The organism is Zoogloea sp. JDB1, from assembly GCF_056724025.1.
On the sequence record NZ_CM161496.1, the window covers coordinates 5,481,457 to 5,502,782 of the forward strand.

Annotated in this window: 16 protein-coding genes; 12 read left to right on the top strand and 4 right to left on the bottom strand. The window is 66.0% G+C overall.

What is annotated here, in order from left to right; genetic code table 11:
- Window positions 1-26: 26 nt before the first annotated feature.
- Window positions 27-1,361: a leucine-rich repeat-containing protein kinase family protein gene (locus AC1PPK_RS24885; RefSeq protein ID WP_481115652.1), complete on the bottom strand. Its 1,335-nt coding sequence runs from the start codon at window positions 1,359-1,361 to the stop codon at window positions 27-29.
- 50 nt (window positions 1,362-1,411) lie between these two features.
- Window positions 1,412-2,197 carry a FadR/GntR family transcriptional regulator gene (locus tag AC1PPK_RS24890; protein ID WP_481115653.1) on the bottom strand — a complete coding sequence of 262 codons (786 nt, stop codon included), beginning with the start codon at window positions 2,195-2,197 and terminating at the stop codon, window positions 1,412-1,414.
- Between the two features lie 279 nt (window positions 2,198-2,476).
- Between AC1PPK_RS24890 and AC1PPK_RS24895 the strand changes: the two genes are divergently transcribed.
- From AC1PPK_RS24895 to lldP, 5 genes are all read left to right on the top strand, one after another.
- The gene (locus AC1PPK_RS24895) at window positions 2,477-3,391 is read left to right on the top strand and encodes a (Fe-S)-binding protein (protein WP_481115654.1); all 915 of its coding nucleotides are present in this window, start codon (window positions 2,477-2,479) and stop codon (window positions 3,389-3,391) included.
- On the top strand, window positions 3,388-4,062 hold the full coding sequence (locus AC1PPK_RS24900; RefSeq protein ID WP_481115655.1) for a LutC/YkgG family protein: 675 nt from the start codon (window positions 3,388-3,390) through the stop codon (window positions 4,060-4,062). The genes AC1PPK_RS24895 and AC1PPK_RS24900 overlap by 4 nt, the downstream gene beginning before the upstream one ends.
- 74 nt (window positions 4,063-4,136) lie before the next feature.
- Window positions 4,137-5,516, top strand: a complete 1,380-nt coding sequence (locus AC1PPK_RS24905) for a LutB/LldF family L-lactate oxidation iron-sulfur protein (RefSeq protein ID WP_481118267.1) — start codon at window positions 4,137-4,139, stop codon at window positions 5,514-5,516.
- 80 nt (window positions 5,517-5,596) lie between these two features.
- On the top strand, window positions 5,597-8,377 hold the full coding sequence (locus tag AC1PPK_RS24910) for an FAD-binding and (Fe-S)-binding domain-containing protein (RefSeq protein ID WP_481115656.1): 2,781 nt from the start codon (window positions 5,597-5,599) through the stop codon (window positions 8,375-8,377).
- Window positions 8,378-8,446: 69 nt separating this feature from the next.
- Window positions 8,447-10,093 (top strand): L-lactate permease, encoded by a 1,647-nt coding sequence (lldP, locus tag AC1PPK_RS24915; RefSeq protein ID WP_481115657.1) that lies wholly within the window; start codon window positions 8,447-8,449, stop codon window positions 10,091-10,093.
- Window positions 10,094-10,181: 88 nt separating this feature from the next.
- Here the strand turns inward: lldP and AC1PPK_RS24920 are convergent, their stop codons facing one another.
- On the bottom strand, window positions 10,182-10,820 hold the full coding sequence (locus AC1PPK_RS24920; RefSeq protein WP_481115658.1) for a response regulator: 639 nt from the start codon (window positions 10,818-10,820) through the stop codon (window positions 10,182-10,184).
- Between the two features lie 208 nt (window positions 10,821-11,028).
- Here AC1PPK_RS24920 and AC1PPK_RS24925 point away from each other — a divergent pair, with 208 nt between their 5' ends.
- The 7 genes from AC1PPK_RS24925 to AC1PPK_RS24955 all read left to right on the top strand — a co-directional run bounded on the left by AC1PPK_RS24925 (window position 11,029) and on the right by AC1PPK_RS24955 (window position 20,497).
- On the top strand, window positions 11,029-12,897 hold the full coding sequence (locus AC1PPK_RS24925) for a methanol/ethanol family PQQ-dependent dehydrogenase (RefSeq protein ID WP_481115659.1): 1,869 nt from the start codon (window positions 11,029-11,031) through the stop codon (window positions 12,895-12,897).
- 98 nt (window positions 12,898-12,995) lie between these two features.
- Entirely contained in the window at window positions 12,996-13,574 is a 579-nt protein-coding gene (locus tag AC1PPK_RS24930; protein ID WP_481115660.1) for a pentapeptide repeat-containing protein, read from the top strand.
- 5 nt (window positions 13,575-13,579) lie between these two features.
- On the top strand, window positions 13,580-14,062 hold the full coding sequence (locus AC1PPK_RS24935; protein ID WP_481115661.1) for a c-type cytochrome: 483 nt from the start codon (window positions 13,580-13,582) through the stop codon (window positions 14,060-14,062).
- Between the two features lie 77 nt (window positions 14,063-14,139).
- The gene (locus AC1PPK_RS24940; RefSeq protein WP_481115662.1) at window positions 14,140-14,715 is read left to right on the top strand and encodes a transglutaminase-like domain-containing protein; all 576 of its coding nucleotides are present in this window, start codon (window positions 14,140-14,142) and stop codon (window positions 14,713-14,715) included.
- Between the two features lie 160 nt (window positions 14,716-14,875).
- Window positions 14,876-16,198 (top strand): diguanylate cyclase domain-containing protein, encoded by a 1,323-nt coding sequence (locus tag AC1PPK_RS24945; RefSeq protein WP_481115663.1) that lies wholly within the window; start codon window positions 14,876-14,878, stop codon window positions 16,196-16,198.
- Window positions 16,199-16,390: 192 nt separating this feature from the next.
- A complete protein-coding gene (torT, locus tag AC1PPK_RS24950; protein ID WP_481115664.1) occupies window positions 16,391-17,455 on the top strand; it encodes a TMAO reductase system periplasmic protein TorT in 1,065 nt (354 codons plus the stop codon).
- Between the two features lie 54 nt (window positions 17,456-17,509).
- Window positions 17,510-20,497 carry an EAL domain-containing protein gene (locus tag AC1PPK_RS24955; RefSeq protein ID WP_481115665.1) on the top strand — a complete coding sequence of 996 codons (2,988 nt, stop codon included), beginning with the start codon at window positions 17,510-17,512 and terminating at the stop codon, window positions 20,495-20,497.
- Between the two features lie 14 nt (window positions 20,498-20,511).
- On the opposite strand, the gene AC1PPK_RS24960 is transcribed toward AC1PPK_RS24955, so the two are convergent.
- Window positions 20,512-21,288, bottom strand: a complete 777-nt coding sequence (locus AC1PPK_RS24960) for an AraC family transcriptional regulator (protein WP_481115666.1) — start codon at window positions 21,286-21,288, stop codon at window positions 20,512-20,514.
- Window positions 21,289-21,326 lie beyond the last annotated feature (38 nt).

The following is a 21,326-nucleotide window of genomic DNA, read 5'->3' on the forward strand; positions in this document are numbered from 1 at the left end:
CAGGGACACGCGATCCAGTCAAGCCGTCAGCTGAAGTGCAGCGGCAACGCCGCGATGCACGCCAGTTCAGCCTCCACGTCCACGAACAGCGGGCGCATCGAGGGAACAGGATCCGCGCAGCGCCTCTGCAGACGCTCCAGGGACTGCAGTTGTGGCCCCGACTCCGCGCAGCGCACGATCAACTCTTCCAGCAGGCAGGCGAAGGCGCTCACTTCGATGCGTTGCAGGGCAGACGCCAACGCCTCGTCATCCGGCGCGAAAAAGGAGGCCGCACCGAAATCCCCCAGCAGCGCGCGCTCTTCACCGGCGTACAGGATGTTGTGCGCATACAGATCGCCATGGAGAATGCCGCGCCGGTGCAGATGAGCGGCCGCAGAAGCTATCCCACCGGCAATGCGCAGAACAGCTCCCGCAAAGAACGTGACGCCATCCGTATAGACGTCGCGGGTACAGGACGCCAGGCTGGGCGGCTCGGCCAGATTCGCGAAAGCCTGATCGATCAAGGCCATCACCAGACCGTCGGCGGCCTCGCCCTCGGCTTCCAGGCGACCGAGCACGGGGATCAGCCCCGGATGGTCACCGGCCTCCAGGCAGGCGGCCATCTCGTGCTGCGGCAAGCCGTCGCTCGTCATCGTGCCCTTGAAGAGTTTGACCGCCACCGGACGCCCTCCGCCGTTACCCCTCCATTCTGCCCGATGAATCACGCCGGACGCCCCTTCGCCAAGCCGCTCGCCCAGCGACAGGTCGGCACGCGGGATGCGGATCGCCACATCACCACCCAGGCGTGGGCTCTCAACGGGCGCGCAGAACGGATTGCCCGCATAGGCCAGCCACGACAGACGCGGCAGGTCAAACAGCCACGCCGGCAGAGCAGCCAGCCGGTTGGCCGAGACACGCAGCAACTCCAGGCTCGTGCACGCCTCCATCGCATCAGGCAAAGCGCGCAGCCGGTTACCGGCCAGCATCAGCTTCTGCAAACCGGTGCAGCGCCCGATAGCCGCCGGCAGTTCATCAATCGCGTTGTCGGTCAGGATCAACCAGCGCAGCCTGGCCGGCAAGGCTGCCGCTGGCACCGCACGCAGGCGGCAGGACTTGAAGCCGACCATCTCGAGCCGGTGACATTCGCCGATCACCTCGGGTAACACGGTGAAGGGATTGCCCGAACAGAACAAAATGCGCAAACGGTGCAGGCGCGACAGATCCAGCGGCAAGGATGTCAGCCGGTTGCCCGAGAGATCGAGCACCTCCAGCGTATCGGCCAGATCGAGAATCTCAGGCGGAAATTCGGTCAGGCCACATGCCAGCTTGAGGTGGCGGGCGCCGGCCAGCCTGCCGGCGCGCAACGCATCGAGGGAATCCATCGGCATTCTCTGAAAGACACAGAGGTGCAGATTCTAGCGTGCCCGACCGGCTATTCCACAGCTTTGACCAGCTTGCGGGCCACCTGCGCACGGGACTCGCGCGCCTCATGCTGCGCGCGGGCGCGCATGCTCTCCTGCACGAAATCCATATGCCGACGGACTGCCGCCTGGGCAGCCTGGGCGTTGCGGCTACGCACCCCTTCCCAGATCGCCGCATGCTGCGCGCGCAGTTCCAGCCAGTCCTCTTCAAGACGGCGCAGGTGGCGCAGATTGCGGTCGATGTGGTCGTGGGTCACGCGGAACAGGCTGGCGGTCAGGTGCCCGAACATCACGTTATGGGCCGCTTCGGCAATAGCCTGATGGAAGGCCAAGTCAGCCTTTACCTGCTCCTCGAAAACTTCTGCTGACGGCCCCTGGGCGAACAATGCCTCGACGCGCTCGTAGGCCTCGCCGATACGCAGCAAGTCCGCATCCGTCGCCCTTCGGGCCGCCAGTGATGCCGCCTCCGACTCCAGCATGCCGCGAAATTCAAGCAGATCCTCCTGCACGTTCGGATGGCGCCCCAGCATCTCTTGCCAGGGGTCGGTGAAGCCGGCGTCCAGCCGGTCCGTCACATAGGTTCCGCCACCCTGGCGGCTGTGCAGCAGCCCCTTGGAAACCAGTTTCTGCAGGGCCTCCCGCAGGGACGGACGGGACACGCCCAGTTCTGCCGCCAACTCGCGCTCGGGCTGCAGACGGTCGCCAGGCTTCAGCGCCCCCTCCAGGATGCGCCGCTCCAGTTCGAGTGCAATGGTGTCGGAAAGGCGCTGGACAACCAGCTTGCCGCTACTACTCATCGGGGTCTCGCTCAAGTGGTCAGACCACAATATTACGACGGCAAGAACGCGCCAACAACTCCCGACAGCGGACAAGTACCTCTCCAGAGACTATAAATCGGAAAATCGGAGGTATCAGGGTTTTGGATAATTGACTCAATTTTCGCCAATGCGTAAAGTTCCCGCGAACTCGATAAATTGGTCTTACCATTTTACCCAACAGCTGGTTTGAACAGCCATAACGCCGCGGCACGGAACACCGCTTCCGCACTGGCAGGCGAGACAAAGACTGGAGGAGACGTGAGCACACACGTGGTCAGTACGCATGCCGGACATCAGGCGCGCAGCTATCCGTCCCGCCCCGAGGCGGTGTATTTCTATGCAACCTGCCTGGTGGACATGTTCGTCCCCGAAGCGGGCATGGATGCCATCACCCTCCTCGAACGGGAAGGCATCCGCGTGATCTTCCCCGACAACCAGACCTGCTGCGGCCAGCCGGCCTTCACCAGCGGCTTTCCGGACGAGGCCCGCCAGGTCGTCGCCTCCCAGCTCGACCTGTTCCCCGGCGACTACCCGATCGTCGTCCCGTCCGGCTCCTGCGGCGGCATGATCCGCTGGCACTGGGAAAAGGCCATCGGCGACGACGCCACCCTCAAGGCCCGTGCCGCCGCGATCGCCGAGCGCACCTACGAATTCGCCGAGTTCCTGCTCCACGTGGTCGGCTTCAATCGCAAGGACGAAGGTCCGGCCACCACCGTCACGCTGCACACCTCCTGCTCCGCGCGCCGCGAGATGGGCACCCACCTGGTCGGCCGCGAACTGCTGGCCCGCCTGGGCAATGTGACCCTCGCCCACCACGATCACGAATCCGAATGCTGCGGCTTCGGCGGCACCTTCTCGCTGAAGCACCCGGACATCTCCACCGCGATGGTCAGCGACAAAGTCGCGTCCCTCAAGGCCACCGGCGCCAACCAGCTGGTCACCGCCGACTGCGGCTGCATGCTCAACATCACCAAACGCGCCGCCAAAGAAGACCTGGACGCGGGCCGTGCCAAGCCATCCCTGCCCGGCGAACATCTGGCCACTTTCCTGCTCCGCCGCACCGGCGGGAAGACGTGTGCCCCCACGCTCCCTTCGCTCGCTGCCCCCCAGGGGGGCGCGGACGCTTCTCGGGGCGGCCCAGCGAAGCGCCCGGCCGCCGGAGACGCCCAATGAGCGCCCGCGGCCGCATCCTCGCCAAGCTACGCGCCACCCAACCGGCCGCGCCCAACGCCCTACCCGACCTGGATGCCCATTACACGCCGCGCGTCCGCGGCGAGACCAAGGCCGAACGCCTGGCCCGCTTCCGCACCGGCATCGAGGGCTTCCACGCGGAGGTCCACATCAGCAGCGAAGCCGACTGGCCCGCCCTGCTGGCCCGCCTGTGCGCCGACAAGAACGTCACCACGATGCTCTACGGCGCCGACACGCCCGCCGGCCAGCGCCTGGACCAGGCAGCTTTCCCGGCCACCACGCTTCGCCCGTGGGCCGGCCAGGTCGAAGACCTCAAGGCCGATCTGTTCCACCGCGTCGATGCCGGCTTCACGCAGACCCGCGGCGCGATCGCCGAGACCGGCACGCTGATGCTGTGGTCCTCCGAAGCAGAGCCGCGCACCCTGTCGCTGGTGCCGCCGATCCACTTCGCGCTGCTCGACGCCAACACTATTCAGCCCACCTTCTTCGACGTGCTGCGCACCGAGAACTGGGCCGCCGGCCTGCCCACCAACGCGCTGCTGATCTCCGGCCCGTCTAAGACCGCCGACATCCAGCAGACCCTGGCCTACGGCGCCCATGGCCCGAAGGAACTCGTCGTGATCGTCATCAACGCCGAAGGAGATGCCCAGTGAGCACCCAGCCCCAGCAGCAATCCTCCTCCGGCCAGCCGATCGCCTTCGTCTCCGCCCAGGCCTTGCGCGCGCGGATGCACGATGCGGTGAACAACCCGCACCTGCGCCAGAGCTTCCGCGGTGCGATGGACTTCCTGATGGCCAAGCGGGCCGCTCAGTTCCCCGACCAGGACGAGCTCGACTCCCTGCGCAGCCTGTCGGAAGGCATCCGCCAGTACAGCCTGTCCAAGCTGCCCGACCTGCTCGAACAGCTCGAAGCCAACCTGACCCGCAACGGCGTCAAGGTGCACTGGGCCGAAACGCCCGACGAAGCCAACGCCATCATGCTCGACATCGCACGCCGTCATTCGGCCAAGCTGATCGTCAAGGGCAAGTCGATGGTCAGCGAAGAGATCGAGTTCAACCACGCGATGGAGGCCGCCGGCGTCGGCGCGCTGGAGTCGGACATGGGCGAATACATCGTCCAGCTCGCCGGCGAAAAGCCCTCCCACATCATCATGCCGGCGATCCACCAGACCAAGCAGCAGATCGCCAAGCTGTTCGCCGAGAAGATTCCCGGCGTCGATTACACCGACAACGTGGACGCGCTGATCCGGATCGGCCGCAACGTGCTGCGCGACAAGTTCGAGAGCGCCGACATCGGCCTCTCCGGCGTCAATTTCGCAGTGGCCGAGACCGGCACCCTGTGCCTCGTCGAGAACGAAGGCAACGGCCGCATGTGCACCACCGTGCCCAAGGTGCACATCGCCATCACCGGCATCGAGAAGATCGTCGAGAAGCTGGAGCACGTCGCCCCGCTGTACTCCATCCTCACCCGCTCGGCCACCGGCCAGGCGGTGTCCACCTACTTCAACATGATCTCCGGTCCGCGCAAGGCCGGCGACAAGGATGGCCCCGAGGAAGTGCACCTGGTACTCCTCGACAACGGCCGCAGCCAGGCCTACGCCGACGAGCAGCTGCGCAAGACCCTGCAGTGCATCCGCTGCGGCGCCTGCATGAACCACTGCCCGGTCTACACCCGCATCGGCGGTCACGCTTACGGCACTACCTATCCGGGCCCGATCGGCAAGATCGTCTCCCCGCACATGATGGGCCTCGAACAGACCCATCTGCTGCCCACCGTGTCCAGCCTGTGCGGCGCCTGCGGCGAAGTGTGCCCGGTGAAGATCCCGATCCCAGAGCTGCTGATCCGCCTGCGCGGCGAAGCCAACAGCGCCCCCCACGCCAACCCGGCGATGGTCGGCCAGGGCGCCGGCTACAACGCGACGATCAGCTTCGCCTGGAAGATGTGGGCCCGCCTGTACGGCCGCCCCGCCACCTACCGGGCCTTCAGCTGGCTGGCTACCCGCTTCAGGGCCCTCACGCCGCGCAAGCAGAGCGGCTGGACGGTAGCCCGCACGCCCCTGCAACCTGCACCACGAAGGCTGAGGGACATGCTCAAGGACCGACGCTAAGCCCTGAAGCGCCGGGGCCTGCTCCCCGGCGCCTGAACCCACCCCGAACCGACAACATCCCTGCACCGGGAGGAGCCCCTGTGTCCGCTCTCATCGACGCCCTGCGCCTGCGGCTACCCGCAGAACGCGTGATTACCGACGAACTGCGCCGCCTCGCCTACGGTACCGACGGCAGCTTCTACCGCCTGATCCCGGAAGTGGTGGCGGTCGTCAATGACGAGGCCGAGGTGCGCGACGTGGTCGACCTGGCCCGCCAGCACGGCCGCCCGGTCACCTTCCGCGCCGCCGGCACCAGCCTGTGCGGCCAGGCTGTCACCGACGGGGTGCTGGTGCTGCTCGGCGAGGGGCTGGCCACCTGCCGCATCGCCGCCGACGGCGCCACCGTGCGTGTCGGCCCGGCGATCATCGGAGCCGAGGTCAACCGCCGCCTGGCCCCGCTGGGTCGCAAGATCGGCCCCGATCCTGCATCCATCAACGCCGCCAAGATCGGTGGCATCGCCGCCAACAACAGCAGCGGCATGTGCTGCGGCACCGCCCAGAACAGCTACAACACCCTCGCCTCGGTGCGCGTACTGCTCGCCGACGGCACCGTGCTCGATACCGGCGACACCGCCAGCGTCTCCGCCTTCAAGACCAGCCACGGATGGCTGCTGGAGGGTCTCGCCGCGCTGTCCGCCGACGTGCGCGCCGACCACGCGCTGGCCGAGCGCATCCGCGCCAAGTACAAGATCAAGAACACCACCGGCTACAGCCTCAACGCGCTGGTGGATTTCAGCGATCCGGTGGACATCCTGGCCCACCTGATGATCGGCTCGGAAGGCACGCTGGGCTTCATCTCCCAGGTCACCTACCACACGGTACCGGAGTACGCCCACAAGGCCAGCGCACTGGCCTTCTTCCCCGACATGGAAACCGCCTGCCGCGCTGTGGCCGGCCTCAAGAACCAGCCGGTGGACGCAGTGGAGCTCCTCGACCGCGCCTCCCTGCGCTGCGTCGCCCACAAACCAGGCATGCCGGCCCTGCTGAAGACCCTGGCCGACGGCGCCACTGCGCTGCTCATCGAGACCCGCGCCCCCAATGCCTTGGCCCTCGACGAGCGCATCGCTGCCGTCCTCGACGAGCTGAACCTCTACCCGCTGATCGAGAGCCCGGCCTTCACCACCGATCCGGCCGAGATCGAGCGCCTGTGGAACGTCCGCAAGGGCACCTTCCCGGCCGTCGGCGCGGTGCGCAAGCCCGGCACCACGGTGATCATCGAGGACGTGGCGGTCGCGGTACCCGACCTGGCCGCCTGCTGCCTGGACCTGCAGCAGCTGTTCGCCAAGCACGGCTACCACGAGGCGATCATCTTCGGCCACGCGCTGGAAGGCAACGTGCACTTCGTGTTCACCCAGGATTTCGGCATCGAGTCCGAGGTGGAGCGCTACGCCGCCTTCATGGATGAGCTGTGCACCGTGCTGGTCACCAAGTACGACGCCTCACTCAAGGCCGAGCACGGCACCGGCCGCAACATGGCCCCCTTCGTCGAACTGGAATGGGGTACCAAGGCCTACGGGCTGATGAAGGAGATCAAGCAGCTCTTCGACCCGGAAGGCCTGCTCAACCCCGGCGTGATCATCAACGACGACGCCGAGGCCCACCTCAAGCACCTCAAGCCGATGCCCGCCGCCGGCCAGCTCTACGCCCCGGTGGACCGCTGCATCGAGTGCGGCTTCTGCGAACCCCAATGCCCGTCCCACGGCCTGACCTTGTCGCCGCGCCAGCGCATCGTCGGCTGGCGCGAGCTGTCGCGCCGCCAGGCCGCCGGCGAAGCCTTCGGCCAGCTCGGCGACGACTACCTCTACATGGGCCTCGACACCTGCGCCACCTGCGGCCTGTGCTCCACCGCCTGCCCGGTGGGCATCGAGACCGGCGCCCTGACCCGCGCGGTGCGCGGCGACCAATTGTCCTCCGTGGCCCGCCAGCTCGGCCACGTGGCGGCCAACCATTTCGGTGCCACCCAGGCCCTCGCCCGTACGGCCCTCAAGGCCGGCCATATGGCTGAGGCGGTGATCGGCGCCAAGGCCTTGTCGCGCCTCACCGGCGGCGCGTGGAAGGAAGGCATGCCCAAGCCGCAACCGGCCGGCCGCGCCACGCGGACCGACGGCGACAAGGTGGTGTACTTCCCCACCTGCGCCGGCCGCATGTTCGGCGCCGACACGCCGGAACACGCCCTGTCGGCCACCGTCATCCGCGTCCTCGAACGGGCCGGCTACGCGCCCATCGTGCCCGACGACGTCAACAGCCTGTGCTGCGGCCAGTCCTTCGCCAGCAAGGGCCTCGCCGAGGACGCCGACCGCAAGTCGGCCCAACTGGAAGCGGCCCTGCTGAAGGCCAGCAACAACGGCGAATACCCGGTGATCCTCGACGCCAGCGCCTGCTCCCTGCGCATGAAGACCTTCCTGGCCGAGCGCCTGACGGTGTACGACCTGGTCGAGTTCGCCCACGACGCGCTGCTGCCGCGCCTGATGCTGCACAAGAAGGCCGATCCGATCCTGGTGCACCTCAACTGCTCGGCCCGCCGCATGGGCTTCGAAGCCAAGCTCAAGCAGCTCGCCGGTGCGTGCGCCGACAAGGTGGTGCTGCCCGCCGAGGTGAAGTGCTGCGGCTTTGGCGGTGACCGCGGCTTCGTGGTCCCCGAACTCAACGCCCACGCGCTGCGCAAGCTGCACGCCGATGTGCCGTCCAGCTGCTGCGGCGGCTATTCCAGCAACCAGACCTGCGAGATCGGCCTCACCGCCGCCACCGGCCTGCCTTACCGCTCCATCGTCCATCTGCTCGACGAATGCAGCGCCGAGGCCGCCCGCCTGGCGACCTGCTGAGACCGGCCCGTTCCCGTTTTCACCACAGATAGAAACGACCCACCGCATTCATCAAAGGAGGAATACCGAATGCAACCCTGGATGCAGATCTACGACCCGCTGGGCAACCTCTGGTTGTCCTCGCTGGTCGCCGCCTTGCCGATCATCTTCTTCTTCGTCGCGCTGGCCATCCTGCGCCTGAAGGGGCATATCGCCGGCACCGTCACCGTGATCATCGCGCTGGCCGTGGCGATCTTCTTCTACAAGATGCCGGTGCAGATGGCCCTGGCCTCGGCAGGCTACGGCTTCCTGTACGGCCTGTGGCCAATCGCGTGGATCATCATCGCGGCGGTATTCCTCTACAAGATCACGGTGAAGACCGGCCAGTTCGACATCATCCGCGCGTCGGTGGTGTCGATCACCGACGACCAGCGTCTGCAGATGCTGCTGGTCGGCTTCTCCTTCGGTGCCTTCCTGGAAGGTGCGGCCGGTTTCGGCGCACCGGTGGCGATCACCGCCGCACTGCTGGTCGGCCTGGGCTTCAACCCCCTGTACGCCGCCGGCCTGTGCCTGATCGCCAACACCGCTCCGGTGGCCTTCGGCGCGATGGGCATCCCCATCATCGTCAGCGGCCAGGTGACCGGCATCGACCCGTTCAAGATCGGCCAGATGGCCGGCCGCCAGCTCCCGCTGCTGTCGGTGATCGTACCCTTCTGGCTGGTTGCGATGATGGACGGCTGGCGCGGCATCAAGGAAACCTGGCCGGCAATCATCGTGGCCGGCGGCGCCTTCGCCATCACCCAGTTCTTCACCGCCAACTTCATCGGACCTGAGCTGCCGGACATCACCTCCGCGCTGGTCAGCCTGATCTGCCTGACCATCTTCCTGAAGAACTGGAAGCCGAAGAACATCTTCCGCTTCGACAAGCAGCACCACGCCGAACTCGGCGAGGACAAGCACTACAGCTTCGGCGAGATCGCCAAGGCCTGGTCCCCGTTCGTGATCCTGACCATCATGGTCACCATCTGGAGCCTCAAGCCCTTCAAGGCCCTGTTCGCCAAGGACGGCGCCTTCTACGCCACGGTGCTGCAGTTCCCGGTACCGATGCTCGACAAGCTCGTCATCAAGATGGAGCCCATCGTCACCAAGGCCACGCCCTATGCCGCGGTGTACAAGCTCGACCTGCTGTCCGCCACCGGCACCGCGATCTTCCTGGCCGCCATCATCACGATGTTCGTGCTCGGCATGAAGTCCAGCGAAGCCGCCAAGACCCTGAAGGAAACCGTCGTCGAACTGAAGCGCCCGATCTACTCCATCGGCATGGTGTTGGCGTTCGCCTTCATCGCCAACTACTCCGGCCTGTCCGCCACGCTGGCCCTGCTGCTGGCCGGTACCGGCGCGCTGTTCCCGTTCTTCGCACCGTTCCTCGGCTGGCTGGGCGTGTTCCTGACCGGTTCCGACACCTCGTCCAACGCGCTGTTCTGCTCTCTGCAGGCCACCACCGCCCACCAGGTCGGCGTCTCCGACACCCTGCTGGTGGCAGCCAACACCACCGGCGGCGTCACCGGCAAGATGATTTCGCCGCAGTCCATCGCCGTAGCCTGCGCAGCCGTCGGCCTGGTCGGCAAGGAATCGGACCTGTTCCGCTTCACCGTCAAGCACAGCCTGGCCTTCGCCACCATGGTCGGCATCATCACCACGCTGCAGGCCTATGTGTTCACGTGGATGATCCCGTGATCGGCTGACACCTCTTCAGAACGGGGAGATGCGTCCCCGGGGAGCCTCGACGGCGATCGCACAAGCGGTCGCCGTTTTTTTCACCCCCTCAGCGCTGCGACAGCTGCACTAACCCGAAACGCGCCGCCAGCTGGATCAGCTTGAAGTCGTTGTCGACCTCCAGCTTCTGACGGATCGCTGTCATGTGGTTGTAAATAGTCTTCGGACTCAGGTGCAGCGTCTCGGCCACGCTGGCGGTGGATTCGCCGGTGACGACCATGCACAGCACGTCGAACTCCTTGGGCGTCAGACGCGTCAATAACGCATCCCCCTCCAGCGCCGCGCTGGCCAGCACCTGGGCGATGTCGGCCGACAGGAAACGCCGGCCGGCCGCGACCTGCCGGATCGCCTCCAGCATCTCATCCGGCTCGCTGCACTTGGTTACGTAGCCGAGCGCCCCCAGCCGGATGGCCTGCGTGATGTAGCTGGGATTGTCGTGCATGGAGATCACCAGGATCTTCAGGCCCCGCTCCCGCGCCAGCATCCGGCGGATGGCGTCCAGGCCGCTGCTGCCGCGCAGGTTCAGGTTGACCACCGCCAGGTCGATCTCTCCCTCGCTCAGGCAGGCGTAGCCCTCGTCGGCCGACGCGGCCTCTGCCACCACCTGCATGTCCCCCTCGGCATCGAACAGCCGCCGATACCCGTTGCGTACGACCGTATGGTCCTCGACCAGCATGATGCGAATCATCGGTTCCTCCTGCTCGGCCAATCATAATCCGGCGGCATGTGCCGGCAGAGCACAGGGATGCACGTCAGGAATATTTCCCAGAGATGCGGGGAGCCCTTCCCGCGACGTTGCCGACGGCCGCTTCCATACTCCGTCGAGCTGGAACCCAGGCAGCAGGGAGGCGGGTTCCAGGCCCTGAACGACAACGATGCGGAGACAAGAACCGACCATGAAATCCAGACGATTGAAACTGATCCCCGGGCTGCTGGCCCTTGCCCTGACCAGCGCCTTCGGCACCGCAGCCCACGCCGTCGGCACCACGGTGAGCTGGGACGACATCAAGAACGACGACAAGACCCCCGGCGACGTACTGACCTACGGCCTGGGCCTGAAAGCCCAGCGCCACAGCACGCTGAAAACCGTCAATACGAAGAACGTCGCCGGCCTTGTCCCCGCCTGGAGCTTCTCCTTTGGCGGCGAGAAGCAGCGCGGCCAGGAAGGCCAGGCGCTGGTCCATGACGGCGTGGTGTACGTCACCGCCTCCTACTCGCGCATCTACGCTGTCGACGCGCGCACCGGCAAACGCCTGTGGGAGTACGAAGCCCGTCTGCCCGAAGACATCCGCCCATGCTGCGACGTGGTCAACCGCGGCGCCGCGCTCTACGGCGACAAGATTTTCTTCGGCACCCTCGACGCCGGCATCGTGGCCCTCAACAAGGATACCGGCAAGGTTGTCTGGAAGAAGAAGTGGGGTGACCACAAGGTCGGCTACACGATGACCGGCGCCCCCTTCGTCATCAAGGATCAGAAGAGCGGCAAGGTACTGCTGGTGCACGGCTCCTCCGGCGACGAGTTCGGCGTGGTCGGCTGGCTGTTCGCCCGCGACCCGGATACCGGCGAGGAAGTGTGGGCCCGCCCGATGGTCGAAGGCCACATGGGCCGCCTCAACGGCAAGGACAGCACCGTCACCGGCGATGCCAGCGCGCCGTCGTGGCCGAAGGACAAGGACGGCAAGCTCACCGAAGCGTGGGACCACGGCGGCGGCGCACCGTGGCAGACCGCCAGCTTCGACATCGAGAAGAACATGGTCGTCGTCGGTACCGGCAACCCGGCGCCGTGGAACACCTGGAAGCGCACCCAGGAAGGCGACGATCCGCGCAACTGGCCCAGCCTGTTCACCTCCGGCCAGGCCTATGTGGATGCCAGCACCGGCGAGCTGAAGGGCTTCTTCCAGCACACCCCCAACGACGCCTGGGACTTCTCCGGCAACAACTCGGTGGTGCTGTTCGAATACAAGGACCCGAAAACCGGCAAGCTCGTCAAGGCGTCCGCCCACGCGGACCGCAATGGCTTCTTCTTCGTCACCGACCGGGAAAAGCTCACCAACGGCGCCGGCTACCCCAACAAGCCCACCGCGCTGATCGGCGCCTGGCCCTTCGTCGAGGGCATCACCTGGGCCAAGGGCTGGGACGTGGCCACCGGCAAGCCGATCGAGACCGGCAACCGGCCGCCCGAACCGAAGGCCGGCGCAGACAAGGGCGACAGCGTCTTCGTCTCCCCACCCTTCCTGGGCGGCACCAACTGGATGCCCATGTCCTACAGCCCGGACACCGGCCTGTTCTACATCCCGGCCAACCACTGGGCGATGGACTACTGGACCGAGCACCTGACCTACAAGGCCGGCTCCGCCTACCTGGGCCAGGGCTTCCGCATCAAGCGCCTGTTCGACGACCACGTCGGCACCCTGCGCGCCATTGACCCGAAGAGCGGCAAGATCGCCTGGGAACACAAGGAGAAGTTCCCCCTGTGGGCCGGCACGCTCACCACCGCCGGCGGCCTGCTGTTCACCGGCACCTCCGACGGCTTCATCAAGGCCTTCGACGCCAAAACGGGCAAGGAACTGTGGAAGTTCCAGACCGGCTCCGGCATCGTCTCCGTACCCATCACCTGGGAGATGGACGGCGAACAATACGTGGGCATTTCCTCCGGCTACGGCGGCGCCGTGCCCCTGTGGGGCGGCGACATGGCCGAACTGACCAAGCAGGTCACCCAAGGCTCCTCGTTCTGGGCATTCAAACTGCCCAAGATCGCGCGCTGATCCCCGCCAGCGCCTTGCCCCGGGCCGGATCGTCTCCGGCCGGCCCGGGCTTTTTCATCGCAAGCCACCGTCGCTACCCAACCATTGGGAGCCCATCCATGCACTGCCATTCCAGCCTCCGCACGATACTGGTCGCCCTTGCCGTAACCCTTCCTGCCGGCGCGGCCCAGGCCGACGATCCGCCCGTCCATAAATCCTGCGGCATCTGGCCCCACGCCCGCTGCCAGGGCGCCGACCTGCGCCATATGGATCTGTCCGCCCGCGACCTCGCCGGCACCGACTTCACCGGCGCCAACCTGGCCCGCGCCGATCTGCGCTCGGCCAACCTCGCGGGAGCCATCTTCGACGGCGCCGACCTGACCGGCGCACGCCTGTCCAAGGCCAACGCCCCCGGCGCCTCCTTCCGCAACGCGAAACTGATCGGTGCCGACCTGGAATTCGCCCGCATCATGCGCAGCGACTTCAGCGGCGCGGACCTCACCGCCGCCAATCTCGAAGCCGCCCGCGCCGCCTTCGCATGGTTCGAGGGCGCCCGGCTCACCAATGCAAACCTTCAGGAAACCAAGTTCAGCACCACCAACTTCCGCGGTGCCAATCTGGAAGGCGCGCTGCTGCGCTACACGATCTTCCCCGACTCGTCCTTCGAAGGCTGCACTGGCTGCCCGACCGACTGGTAAAGACCATGCCCAAGCTCACCTTCAGCGCCCGCCTCGCCGCCATCTGCCTCCTGCTCGGCGCGACCGCTGCCAACGCCAACGAAGTGGCGGATCCCACCGTCTTCGTGGATACCTCGGCACTGCCGGCCATCACCTCCTCGACCGGCGATGCCAACCCCTACCGCGGCAACCCGCGTGCCGCCGATATCGGCCGCCACGCCTTCAACCAGGCCTGCGCCCGCTGCCACGGCCCCGATGCCGACAACAAGGGGCAGGTCGGCCCCGACCTCCTCAAGCTCGACCGCGCCTGCACGCGTATCGCCGATCCGGCCACCCGTGAAATGTGCATCGTCGACAACGACCAGTACTTTCTCAAGTCCGTGCAATACGGCAAGACCCGCGTCGGCGTTGTCCATATGCCGGCCTGGAAAGATGTGCTCCCGCCTGCCGCCATCTGGACGATCCGGACCTTCCTCGAAAGCCGTTCCCGTCCGACCACGCCCCGTTGATCTGGAAGCGGCACGCACCGGCTCCTGCCATCGAGATTGCTATACTCGGTGGCCGCTCACCGCCTGCCCGCGCTCCGATGCACGAATACCTCGCTGCCAGCCACTACATCGACTTCGACCACCCGCTGGTCAGCACCAAAGCCGCCGAACTCGCCCGCGGCACGGCCGACAAGACCGAGATCGCCCGCCGCTGCTTCGAGTTCGTGCGCGACCACATCCGCCACAGCTGGGACTTTCGGCTCAATCCGGTAACCTGCCGCGCCTCCGACGTGCTGCAGCACGGCACCGGCTACTGCTACGCCAAGAGCCACCTGCTCGCCGCCCTGCTGCGCGCCAACGACATTCCCGCCGGCCTGTGCTACCAACGGCTGTCGGTAGGCGACGACAATAGCGCGCCCTTCTGCCTCCACGGCCTCAATGCGGTGTACCTCGACGGCTTCGGCTGGTACCGCATCGACGCCCGCGGCAACAAGCCCGGCGTCGCCGCCGACTTCTGCCCGCCCACCGAGGTACTCGCCTTCGCCCTCCGCCCGCCCCACGAATGCGACCTGCCGGGCATCCACGCCGAACCGCTGGCGGTCGTGACGGACATCCTGGAGCGCTGTAGCGACGTCGCCGAAGTCATCACCAACCTGCCCGACGTTGCCCCCTGAGCGGCAGCGCCACATACAACGCGTTACCGCTCAGTCAAGCAAACGCGGCCCTTCGTGCCGAAAATCGCATTTTTGCTATTTCCAGCTTGCGTACCACAGAACACCCCGGCAATCTACGTCCGAACCGACACAGAATCGGCACGACCAGCCCCGACGCGAGATGGACACGAATCACCAGGATCGCCTGCTGCACAGCATAGATCTGCTCCTCGACGCGGTCTTTCTCGTCGAAGCCAGCGGTCGTATTGCCTATGTGAACGCGGCCTGCGAGCGCATCTTCCAGTACACGGCGGACGAACTCATCGGCCGCCCCATGATCGATTTCGTCGCCCCTGAAGACCGCGACCACACCCTTCAGGAGGCCGTCCGCATCATGACCGGCCATTCCCGTGTCGGCTTTGAAAACCGCTACGTGCGCAAGGATGGCAGCCGCGTGCACATCATGTGGTCGGCCTGCTGGTCGGACGCCGACCACATGCGTATCGGCGTCGCTCGCGACGTTACGGAACAGAAGCGCGCCGAAGCCTTCCAGGCCGCCACCTACGCCATTGCCGACGCAGCCCTCAAGACTGACGACCTGGATAGCCTGTTCCCGCAGATCCACCGGATCATCGCCGAACGCATCCCACTGACCGGCGTCGCCGTTGCTACCAGCGACCGACAGAGCAAGCTGCTGAGCTTCCCTTACCAACAGGACCAGTTCGGCAGCGCCCCCCTCCTCGATGAACCCGTCGCACACCGCTATTGCAGTGACGTCATCGGCAGCGGACATCCGCTGCTCATCAGCGACCTGAACCTCCTGCCCGCAGGTCCAGCCTCCACGGCAAGCACCACCTGGCTCTTCCTCCCTCTCGTCACCCGCAGGGACGCCTTCGGCGCCCTGATCCTCAGGGCAGACGCCGGCACCTTCGATTCGCAAAAGGACCGGGAGCTGCTCAACTTCGTTGCCACCCAGGTCGCCATTGCCGTCGAGCGCGGGCAACTCAGAGCCGAACTCGTACACGCCGCCCAATACGACGAACTGACCGGCCTACCCAACCGCCGCCTCTTCCATGAGCGCCTGGACAGAGCCCTGGGGCGCAGCCAACGCCGCCAGGGCCGCATGGCCCTGCTTTATGTGGACATCGACGACTTCAAGAAAGTAAACGACACCCTCGGCCACGCGGCAGGCGATTTGCTGCTGCAGGAAATTGCCCGCCGCCTGGGAGGCTGCGTCCGCCACGTGGACACCGTTGCCCGCCTCGGCGGCGACGAGTTCGTGGTGATCATCGAGGATATCCACGGCCCCTCCGACGCGGCCCAGGTGGCAGACAAGATCCGCCACAACCTGCTGCAGGAGTTTGTCATCGGTGGCGTGCCCCTGCGCACCCGCGCCAGCATCGGGGTAGCCATCCATCCAGAGGATGGGCGGGACGCCGATGCGCTGCTCAAACACGCAGATAGCGCCATGTATCAGGGCAAGGCACTCGGACGGCCACGCTGATCCCCACTCCAGCCCCGCAGGCTCGCAGGATGCACGCGCCTCACGCCGAACAGTCGGAAGAAACGGACAACAAGAAAGGGTAACTGGGTGTTCCCGCCATGCACCTCCCGCCTTCTCGCAATGGCCTCACTGGTCACGGCAGCCCACGCCGCTCCCGGTCACTCAACGACTGCAAACGCCTTGCCGGCTGTGGTGAAGTTCGCCCCCATACCGGTCCATATCATCCAGCATCCGGTCCCGCCAAGTCAGACCGCCGATGAAGCCCTGCGCAGCGGACGCGTCAGCGCCGGCACCTACGCCATGACCGCCCGGGCCAGTCGGCCGTGGCGCATCGCCTTCCTGTTCCCGCATATCAAGGACCCCTACTGGATCGGCTGCAGCTACGGCATCATCAGCGAAGCCCGGCGCCTCGGCGTAGCGGTGGACATCCTGCCGGCCGACGGCTACAAGGACCTGATCGGCCAGCTGCGCCAGATGGAAGAGGCCAGCAACGGCCGCTACGACGCCATCGTACTGTCACCGATCAGCCTCGACGGCAACAATCCGTCGATAGCCCGGGCCCGCGCCAAGGGTATACCGGTGTTCGAACTGGCCAACGACAGCACCAGCGACGACCTGACGGTCAAGGTCACCACCTCCCTGCGCAGCATGGGCCTCGACGCGACCCGCTGGGTCATCCGCGACGCCCAGCAGCGCGGTCTCACGTCGATCAACATCGCGCTGCTGCCCGGCCCGGCTGGTGCAGGCTGGGTCAAGGGCGAGGTGGACGGCAGCCGGGAGGCCGCCCGTACGGCCCCCATCCGCGTCGACATTGTGGACATCCGCTACGGCGACAGCGACCGCATCGAGCAATCCCAACTGGCGGCACAACTCCTGGCCCGCCACGGAAAAGACCTCGACTACATCATCGGCTGCACCGGTTGCGCGCCCGCCGCGCGCCTGCCCATCCACGAAGCCGGGCTCGACGGCCGGATCCGCGTCGTCGCCTACGACCTGACCCGCGAGATCGCCAGCCTGATCCGCCGCCAGGAGATCTTTGCCGCTGCCGACACCAAGGGCGTGAGCCAGGCGCGCGTGGCAATCAACGCCGCCGTCAATCATCTGGAGGGGCGTGCCAAGACGCCACCGCACACCCTGCTCGTCAAACTGGGCATCGTGGACCACAGCAGCCTGGACAGCTACCGGCTCGACGAATCCATCGCGCCGGACGGCTACGCGCCAATTCTGTCCTATGACCCGCAGCAGGAACGCCCTTAAGCTGCCTCCGCTGCGCCTATCCGGGCTCCGGCATTCCCACGAGACTCCGCCGGCATGAGAATCCGCAAGCTCAGGAACAGACTGTTGCTCAGTGCCGTCGTCATCAGCACGGCAACGGCGCTGGCCTACATGTCGGCCGTATCCTTCGCCATTGGCACCCAGTACCGGGAACAGTCCCGTACCCAGCTGAGGCAAGCGGCCGCCATCATTTCCGAAGAGCTCACCAACCGCCAGAACGGACTGCTCGATGCCGCCCGCCACTTGGCAGCCCAACACAATCTGGGCGCCACGATCTGGTACCTGTCCCAGTACGCTGGCTCCGATCTTGACCGTGAAACCCTGCAGAACACCTACCAGCAACTGGCACAGGACGTACAGGAGGCGCGCCACACGGCCCACGCCGGCCGCATTGCCCTCTATGACACCGCCGGTCACATGATCGCTTTCTCCCGCGTCGACGGCCGGCTTGAGCGGACGGGCTTCGTCGAAAGGCCCCCGACCCCACGCCTTATGATGAAGGAAGGCGCCGCCGACGGTGACAATCGCAGCATCACGCTGAAACCCGCCCCGCTACCGCCGTTCATTCACCCCGAGTTCGGCCACCCCCTGCCTCAGAAGGCCGATGCCCGCTTCGCGCTGATCGACAACACACTATCGATCGAAATCCACGCTCCGATCCTGGACGCCCCCCCTGGCAGCCCCGGCGGGCAGACAGCCCTCAGGCAAGTTGGGCTGATCGTCATGATCTACAGCCTCGACCAGGCTTTCGTATACGAACTGGCCCGGCGGACCGACACCGACATCAACGCCTTCTCATTCGACGGACTGCGTCACGGCACGCTCACCACCTATCTCAAGGCGGACTGGAACGGCCAGGCGGAGCCTGCCCAAGGCAATGCCCCGGCCCTGACCTTCAACGAAATCAGCATCGACGGCACCGGCTACTATCAGGGACTGATTCCGCTCCAGCGCGATGGACGCCCCATCGGCGGCATTGCCACGCTGCGCTCGAAATCGATCGTCGAGGCCAACACCTGGGAGATGATCCGCATCCTGGGGCTGATCGCCATCGCCATCCTGGCCTGCGTGCTGCCCCTGGCCTGGTATTTCTCCACGTCGATCTCCCGTCCGCTGACCACTCTCAGCCGCATCTTCCGGGGGGTCTCCGACAACACCACCGCCACCATCCAGGACGATGAGCTGGAGCTGCTCGACAAGACCGGCCTGGACTACGAACTGGCCGACCTGACCCAGAGCTTCATCGCCATGAACAATGCGGTGAGCCAGAAGATCCGCCAGATCAACCACATCAACGCGTCCCTCGAAAACACTGTCAACGAGCGCACCGCGGCCCTGATCGCCAAGGAGCAGGAATCCCGCACCCTCATCGAGAACTCTCCCGACTCCATCGCCCGCTACGACAGCAACTGCCGGCGCATCTACGCCAACCCGGCATTCAGTTCGGTGGCCGGCCTGCGCCTCGCCGAACTGCTCGGCAAACGACCATCCGAAGTCCCCGGCGGCAGCAATGCCGAGATATACGAAGCCAAGATCTGCGAGGTGCTCGCCAGCGGCAGGAATACCCAGTTCGAGCTGAAATGGCACAACAGGGAGGGCAAGGAACTCTGCAGTCTCATCCACCTGGCCGCCGAGGTCGATACCACCGGCACGGTGACCAGCGTGCTGGCCGTCGGCCGGGACATCTCCGACCGCATCGCCTTCGAGGAGACGATCTGGAAACAGGCCAATTTCGACAGCCTGACCCAGTTGCCCAACCGCCAGCTGTTCCACGACCGCCTGGAGCACGAAGCCCGCCTGGCCGACCGCAGCGGTCGCTCCATGGTGCTGATGCTGGTCGATCTGGACCACTTCAAGGAGGTCAATGACTCCCTCGGCCACGACAAGGGCGACATCCTGCTGATCGAGGCCGGGCGGCGCATCAGTGCCTGTGTGCGCGCCTCGGATACGGTGGCCCGTCTGGGCGGCGACGAATTCACGGTGATCCTCTCCTGCGTAGACGATATGGAGAGCGTCGAACGCATCGCCCATGCCCTCATCGACAAGCTCTCCAGTCCCTTCGTGCTCGGCGCCGACAAGGCCTTCGTCTCAGCCAGTCTCGGCATCACGCTCTACCCGAGTGACGCCCACGAACTGGACATCCTCTTCAAGAACGCCGACCAGGCCATGTACGCGGCCAAGAACGCCGGCCGCAACTGCTTCAGCTACTTCACGCCAGATCTGCACGAAGCCGCCCAGAAACGCCAGCACCTGAGCAACGACCTGCGCAGCGCGCTGGCCGACAAGGAATTCCAGATCCACTATCAGCCCATCGTCGAACTCGCCACCAGCCGGGTCAGCAAGGCCGAGGCGCTGCTCCGCTGGGCCCACCCCCAGCGCGGCCTGACCGGCCCGCTGGAGTTCATCTCGGTGGCAGAGGAAACCGGGCTGATCGTGCCCATCGGCGACTGGGTCTTCAAACAGGCCGCCCAGCAGTCCCTGAACTGGTGCAAGCGCTTCGACAGCGACTTCCAGATCAGCATCAACACCTCGCCAGCCCAGATCCGCCACGACGGCAACGCTCTGGCCCGCTGGCCGGAATACCTGGCCGAACAAGGCATTCCGGGGCACAGCGTGGTCATCGAGATCACCGAGAGCCTGCTGCTGCATGCAGAAGCCAGGATCGACAAGAAACTGCTGGGCTTCCGCGACGCCGGCATCCAGGTTGCCATAGACGACTTCGGCACCGGCTATTCGTCCCTCGCCTACCTGAAGCGTTTCCACATCGACTACCTCAAGATCGACCGCAGCTTCGTCCGCAACCTGGGCTGTGACGCCAACGACCGGGCCCTGTGCGAAGCCATCATTGTGATGGCCCATGCGCTGGGCCTGAAGGTCGTCGCGGAAGGCGTCGAAACCACCACCCAGCGGGATCTGCTCGTCGCCGCCGGCTGCGACTACGCCCAGGGCCACCTCTACGCCCCCGCCCTGACTTCCGCCGAATTCGAACACTGGGCCTGGTCAGCCGGCGACGGGCCGGCCTGACATCGCCTCGACGATCAGCTGAAGAACTGGCTTGGCGTCTGCCCGAACTGGCGCTTGAACATCGTGGTGAAGGCGCTCGGGCTGTCATAGCCGAGGGCCAGCGCGATGTCGACGACCCGCTCGCCGCCTGCGAGCAGCTCCAACGCCCGCAGCAGGCGCGCCTGCTGGCGCCATTTGCCGAAGGTCATGCCGGTCTCCCGCTGGAACAGGCGCTGGATGGTCTTGACGTCCACGCCCAGGTGCGCAGCCCAGTCCCCCAGCGTGGACGCATCGTCCAGGCGCTGCTGCAGGCGCGTGCAGATCTCCAGCAGGCGCGGCTCCAGCGGCATCGGCAAGTGCAGCGGCAACACCGGCAGCGTGCGCAGCTCGTCGAGCATCAGGCGCATCAGGCGGCCGTCGCGGGAGTTGAACGCATAGGGTGTCTCCACGTCCGCCGCCGCGCGGATCAGCTCGCGCAGCAGGGCCGAGATGCCCACCACGCAGGATTCGACCGGCAGGCTCGCCACAGCCCCCGGCAGGATGAACAGGCTGCGCATATTGACCACGCCGACGCACTGGATGGCGTGGGTCATGCCCGCCGGCATCCAGATTCCCCGCGTCGGCGGCACCACCCACTGCCCGGCGTCAGCCTTCACCGCCATCACACCATGCACCGCGTAGATCAGCTGGTGCTTGCCATGGGCGTGGGGCGCCACCTCCCAACCTGCGGGGTAGTCGGTCGCCCGGCAACTCACCGGCGCAGTACTGGCGTCGATCTCGGCGAGCGCCTCGGAAAGGGGTTTTACCGTCATGAAGGCCTACGTCAAACAATGTCTTTTTCTAGCAACCC

What these genes read in the sequence shown, in the direction of transcription:
- AC1PPK_RS24885 (WP_481115652.1), bottom strand. Translation starts at nt 1,361, where the DNA reads ATGGATTCCCTCGATGCGTTGCGCGCCGGCAGGCTGGCCGGCGCCCGC.
- AC1PPK_RS24890 (WP_481115653.1), bottom strand. Translation starts at nt 2,197, where the DNA reads ATGAGTAGTAGCGGCAAGCTGGTTGTCCAGCGCCTTTCCGACACCATT.
- AC1PPK_RS24900 (WP_481115655.1), top strand. Translation starts at nt 3,388, where the DNA reads ATGAGCGCCCGCGGCCGCATCCTCGCCAAGCTACGCGCCACCCAACCG.
- AC1PPK_RS24905 (WP_481118267.1), top strand. Translation starts at nt 4,137, where the DNA reads ATGCACGATGCGGTGAACAACCCGCACCTGCGCCAGAGCTTCCGCGGT.
- lldP (WP_481115657.1), top strand. Translation starts at nt 8,447, where the DNA reads ATGCAACCCTGGATGCAGATCTACGACCCGCTGGGCAACCTCTGGTTG.
- AC1PPK_RS24920 (WP_481115658.1), bottom strand. Translation starts at nt 10,820, where the DNA reads ATGATTCGCATCATGCTGGTCGAGGACCATACGGTCGTACGCAACGGG.
- AC1PPK_RS24925 (WP_481115659.1), top strand. Translation starts at nt 11,029, where the DNA reads ATGAAATCCAGACGATTGAAACTGATCCCCGGGCTGCTGGCCCTTGCC.
- AC1PPK_RS24930 (WP_481115660.1), top strand. Translation starts at nt 12,996, where the DNA reads ATGCACTGCCATTCCAGCCTCCGCACGATACTGGTCGCCCTTGCCGTA.
- AC1PPK_RS24935 (WP_481115661.1), top strand. Translation starts at nt 13,580, where the DNA reads ATGCCCAAGCTCACCTTCAGCGCCCGCCTCGCCGCCATCTGCCTCCTG.
- AC1PPK_RS24940 (WP_481115662.1), top strand. Translation starts at nt 14,140, where the DNA reads ATGCACGAATACCTCGCTGCCAGCCACTACATCGACTTCGACCACCCG.
- AC1PPK_RS24945 (WP_481115663.1), top strand. Translation starts at nt 14,876, where the DNA reads ATGGACACGAATCACCAGGATCGCCTGCTGCACAGCATAGATCTGCTC.
- AC1PPK_RS24955 (WP_481115665.1), top strand. Translation starts at nt 17,510, where the DNA reads ATGAGAATCCGCAAGCTCAGGAACAGACTGTTGCTCAGTGCCGTCGTC.
- AC1PPK_RS24960 (WP_481115666.1), bottom strand. Translation starts at nt 21,288, where the DNA reads ATGACGGTAAAACCCCTTTCCGAGGCGCTCGCCGAGATCGACGCCAGT.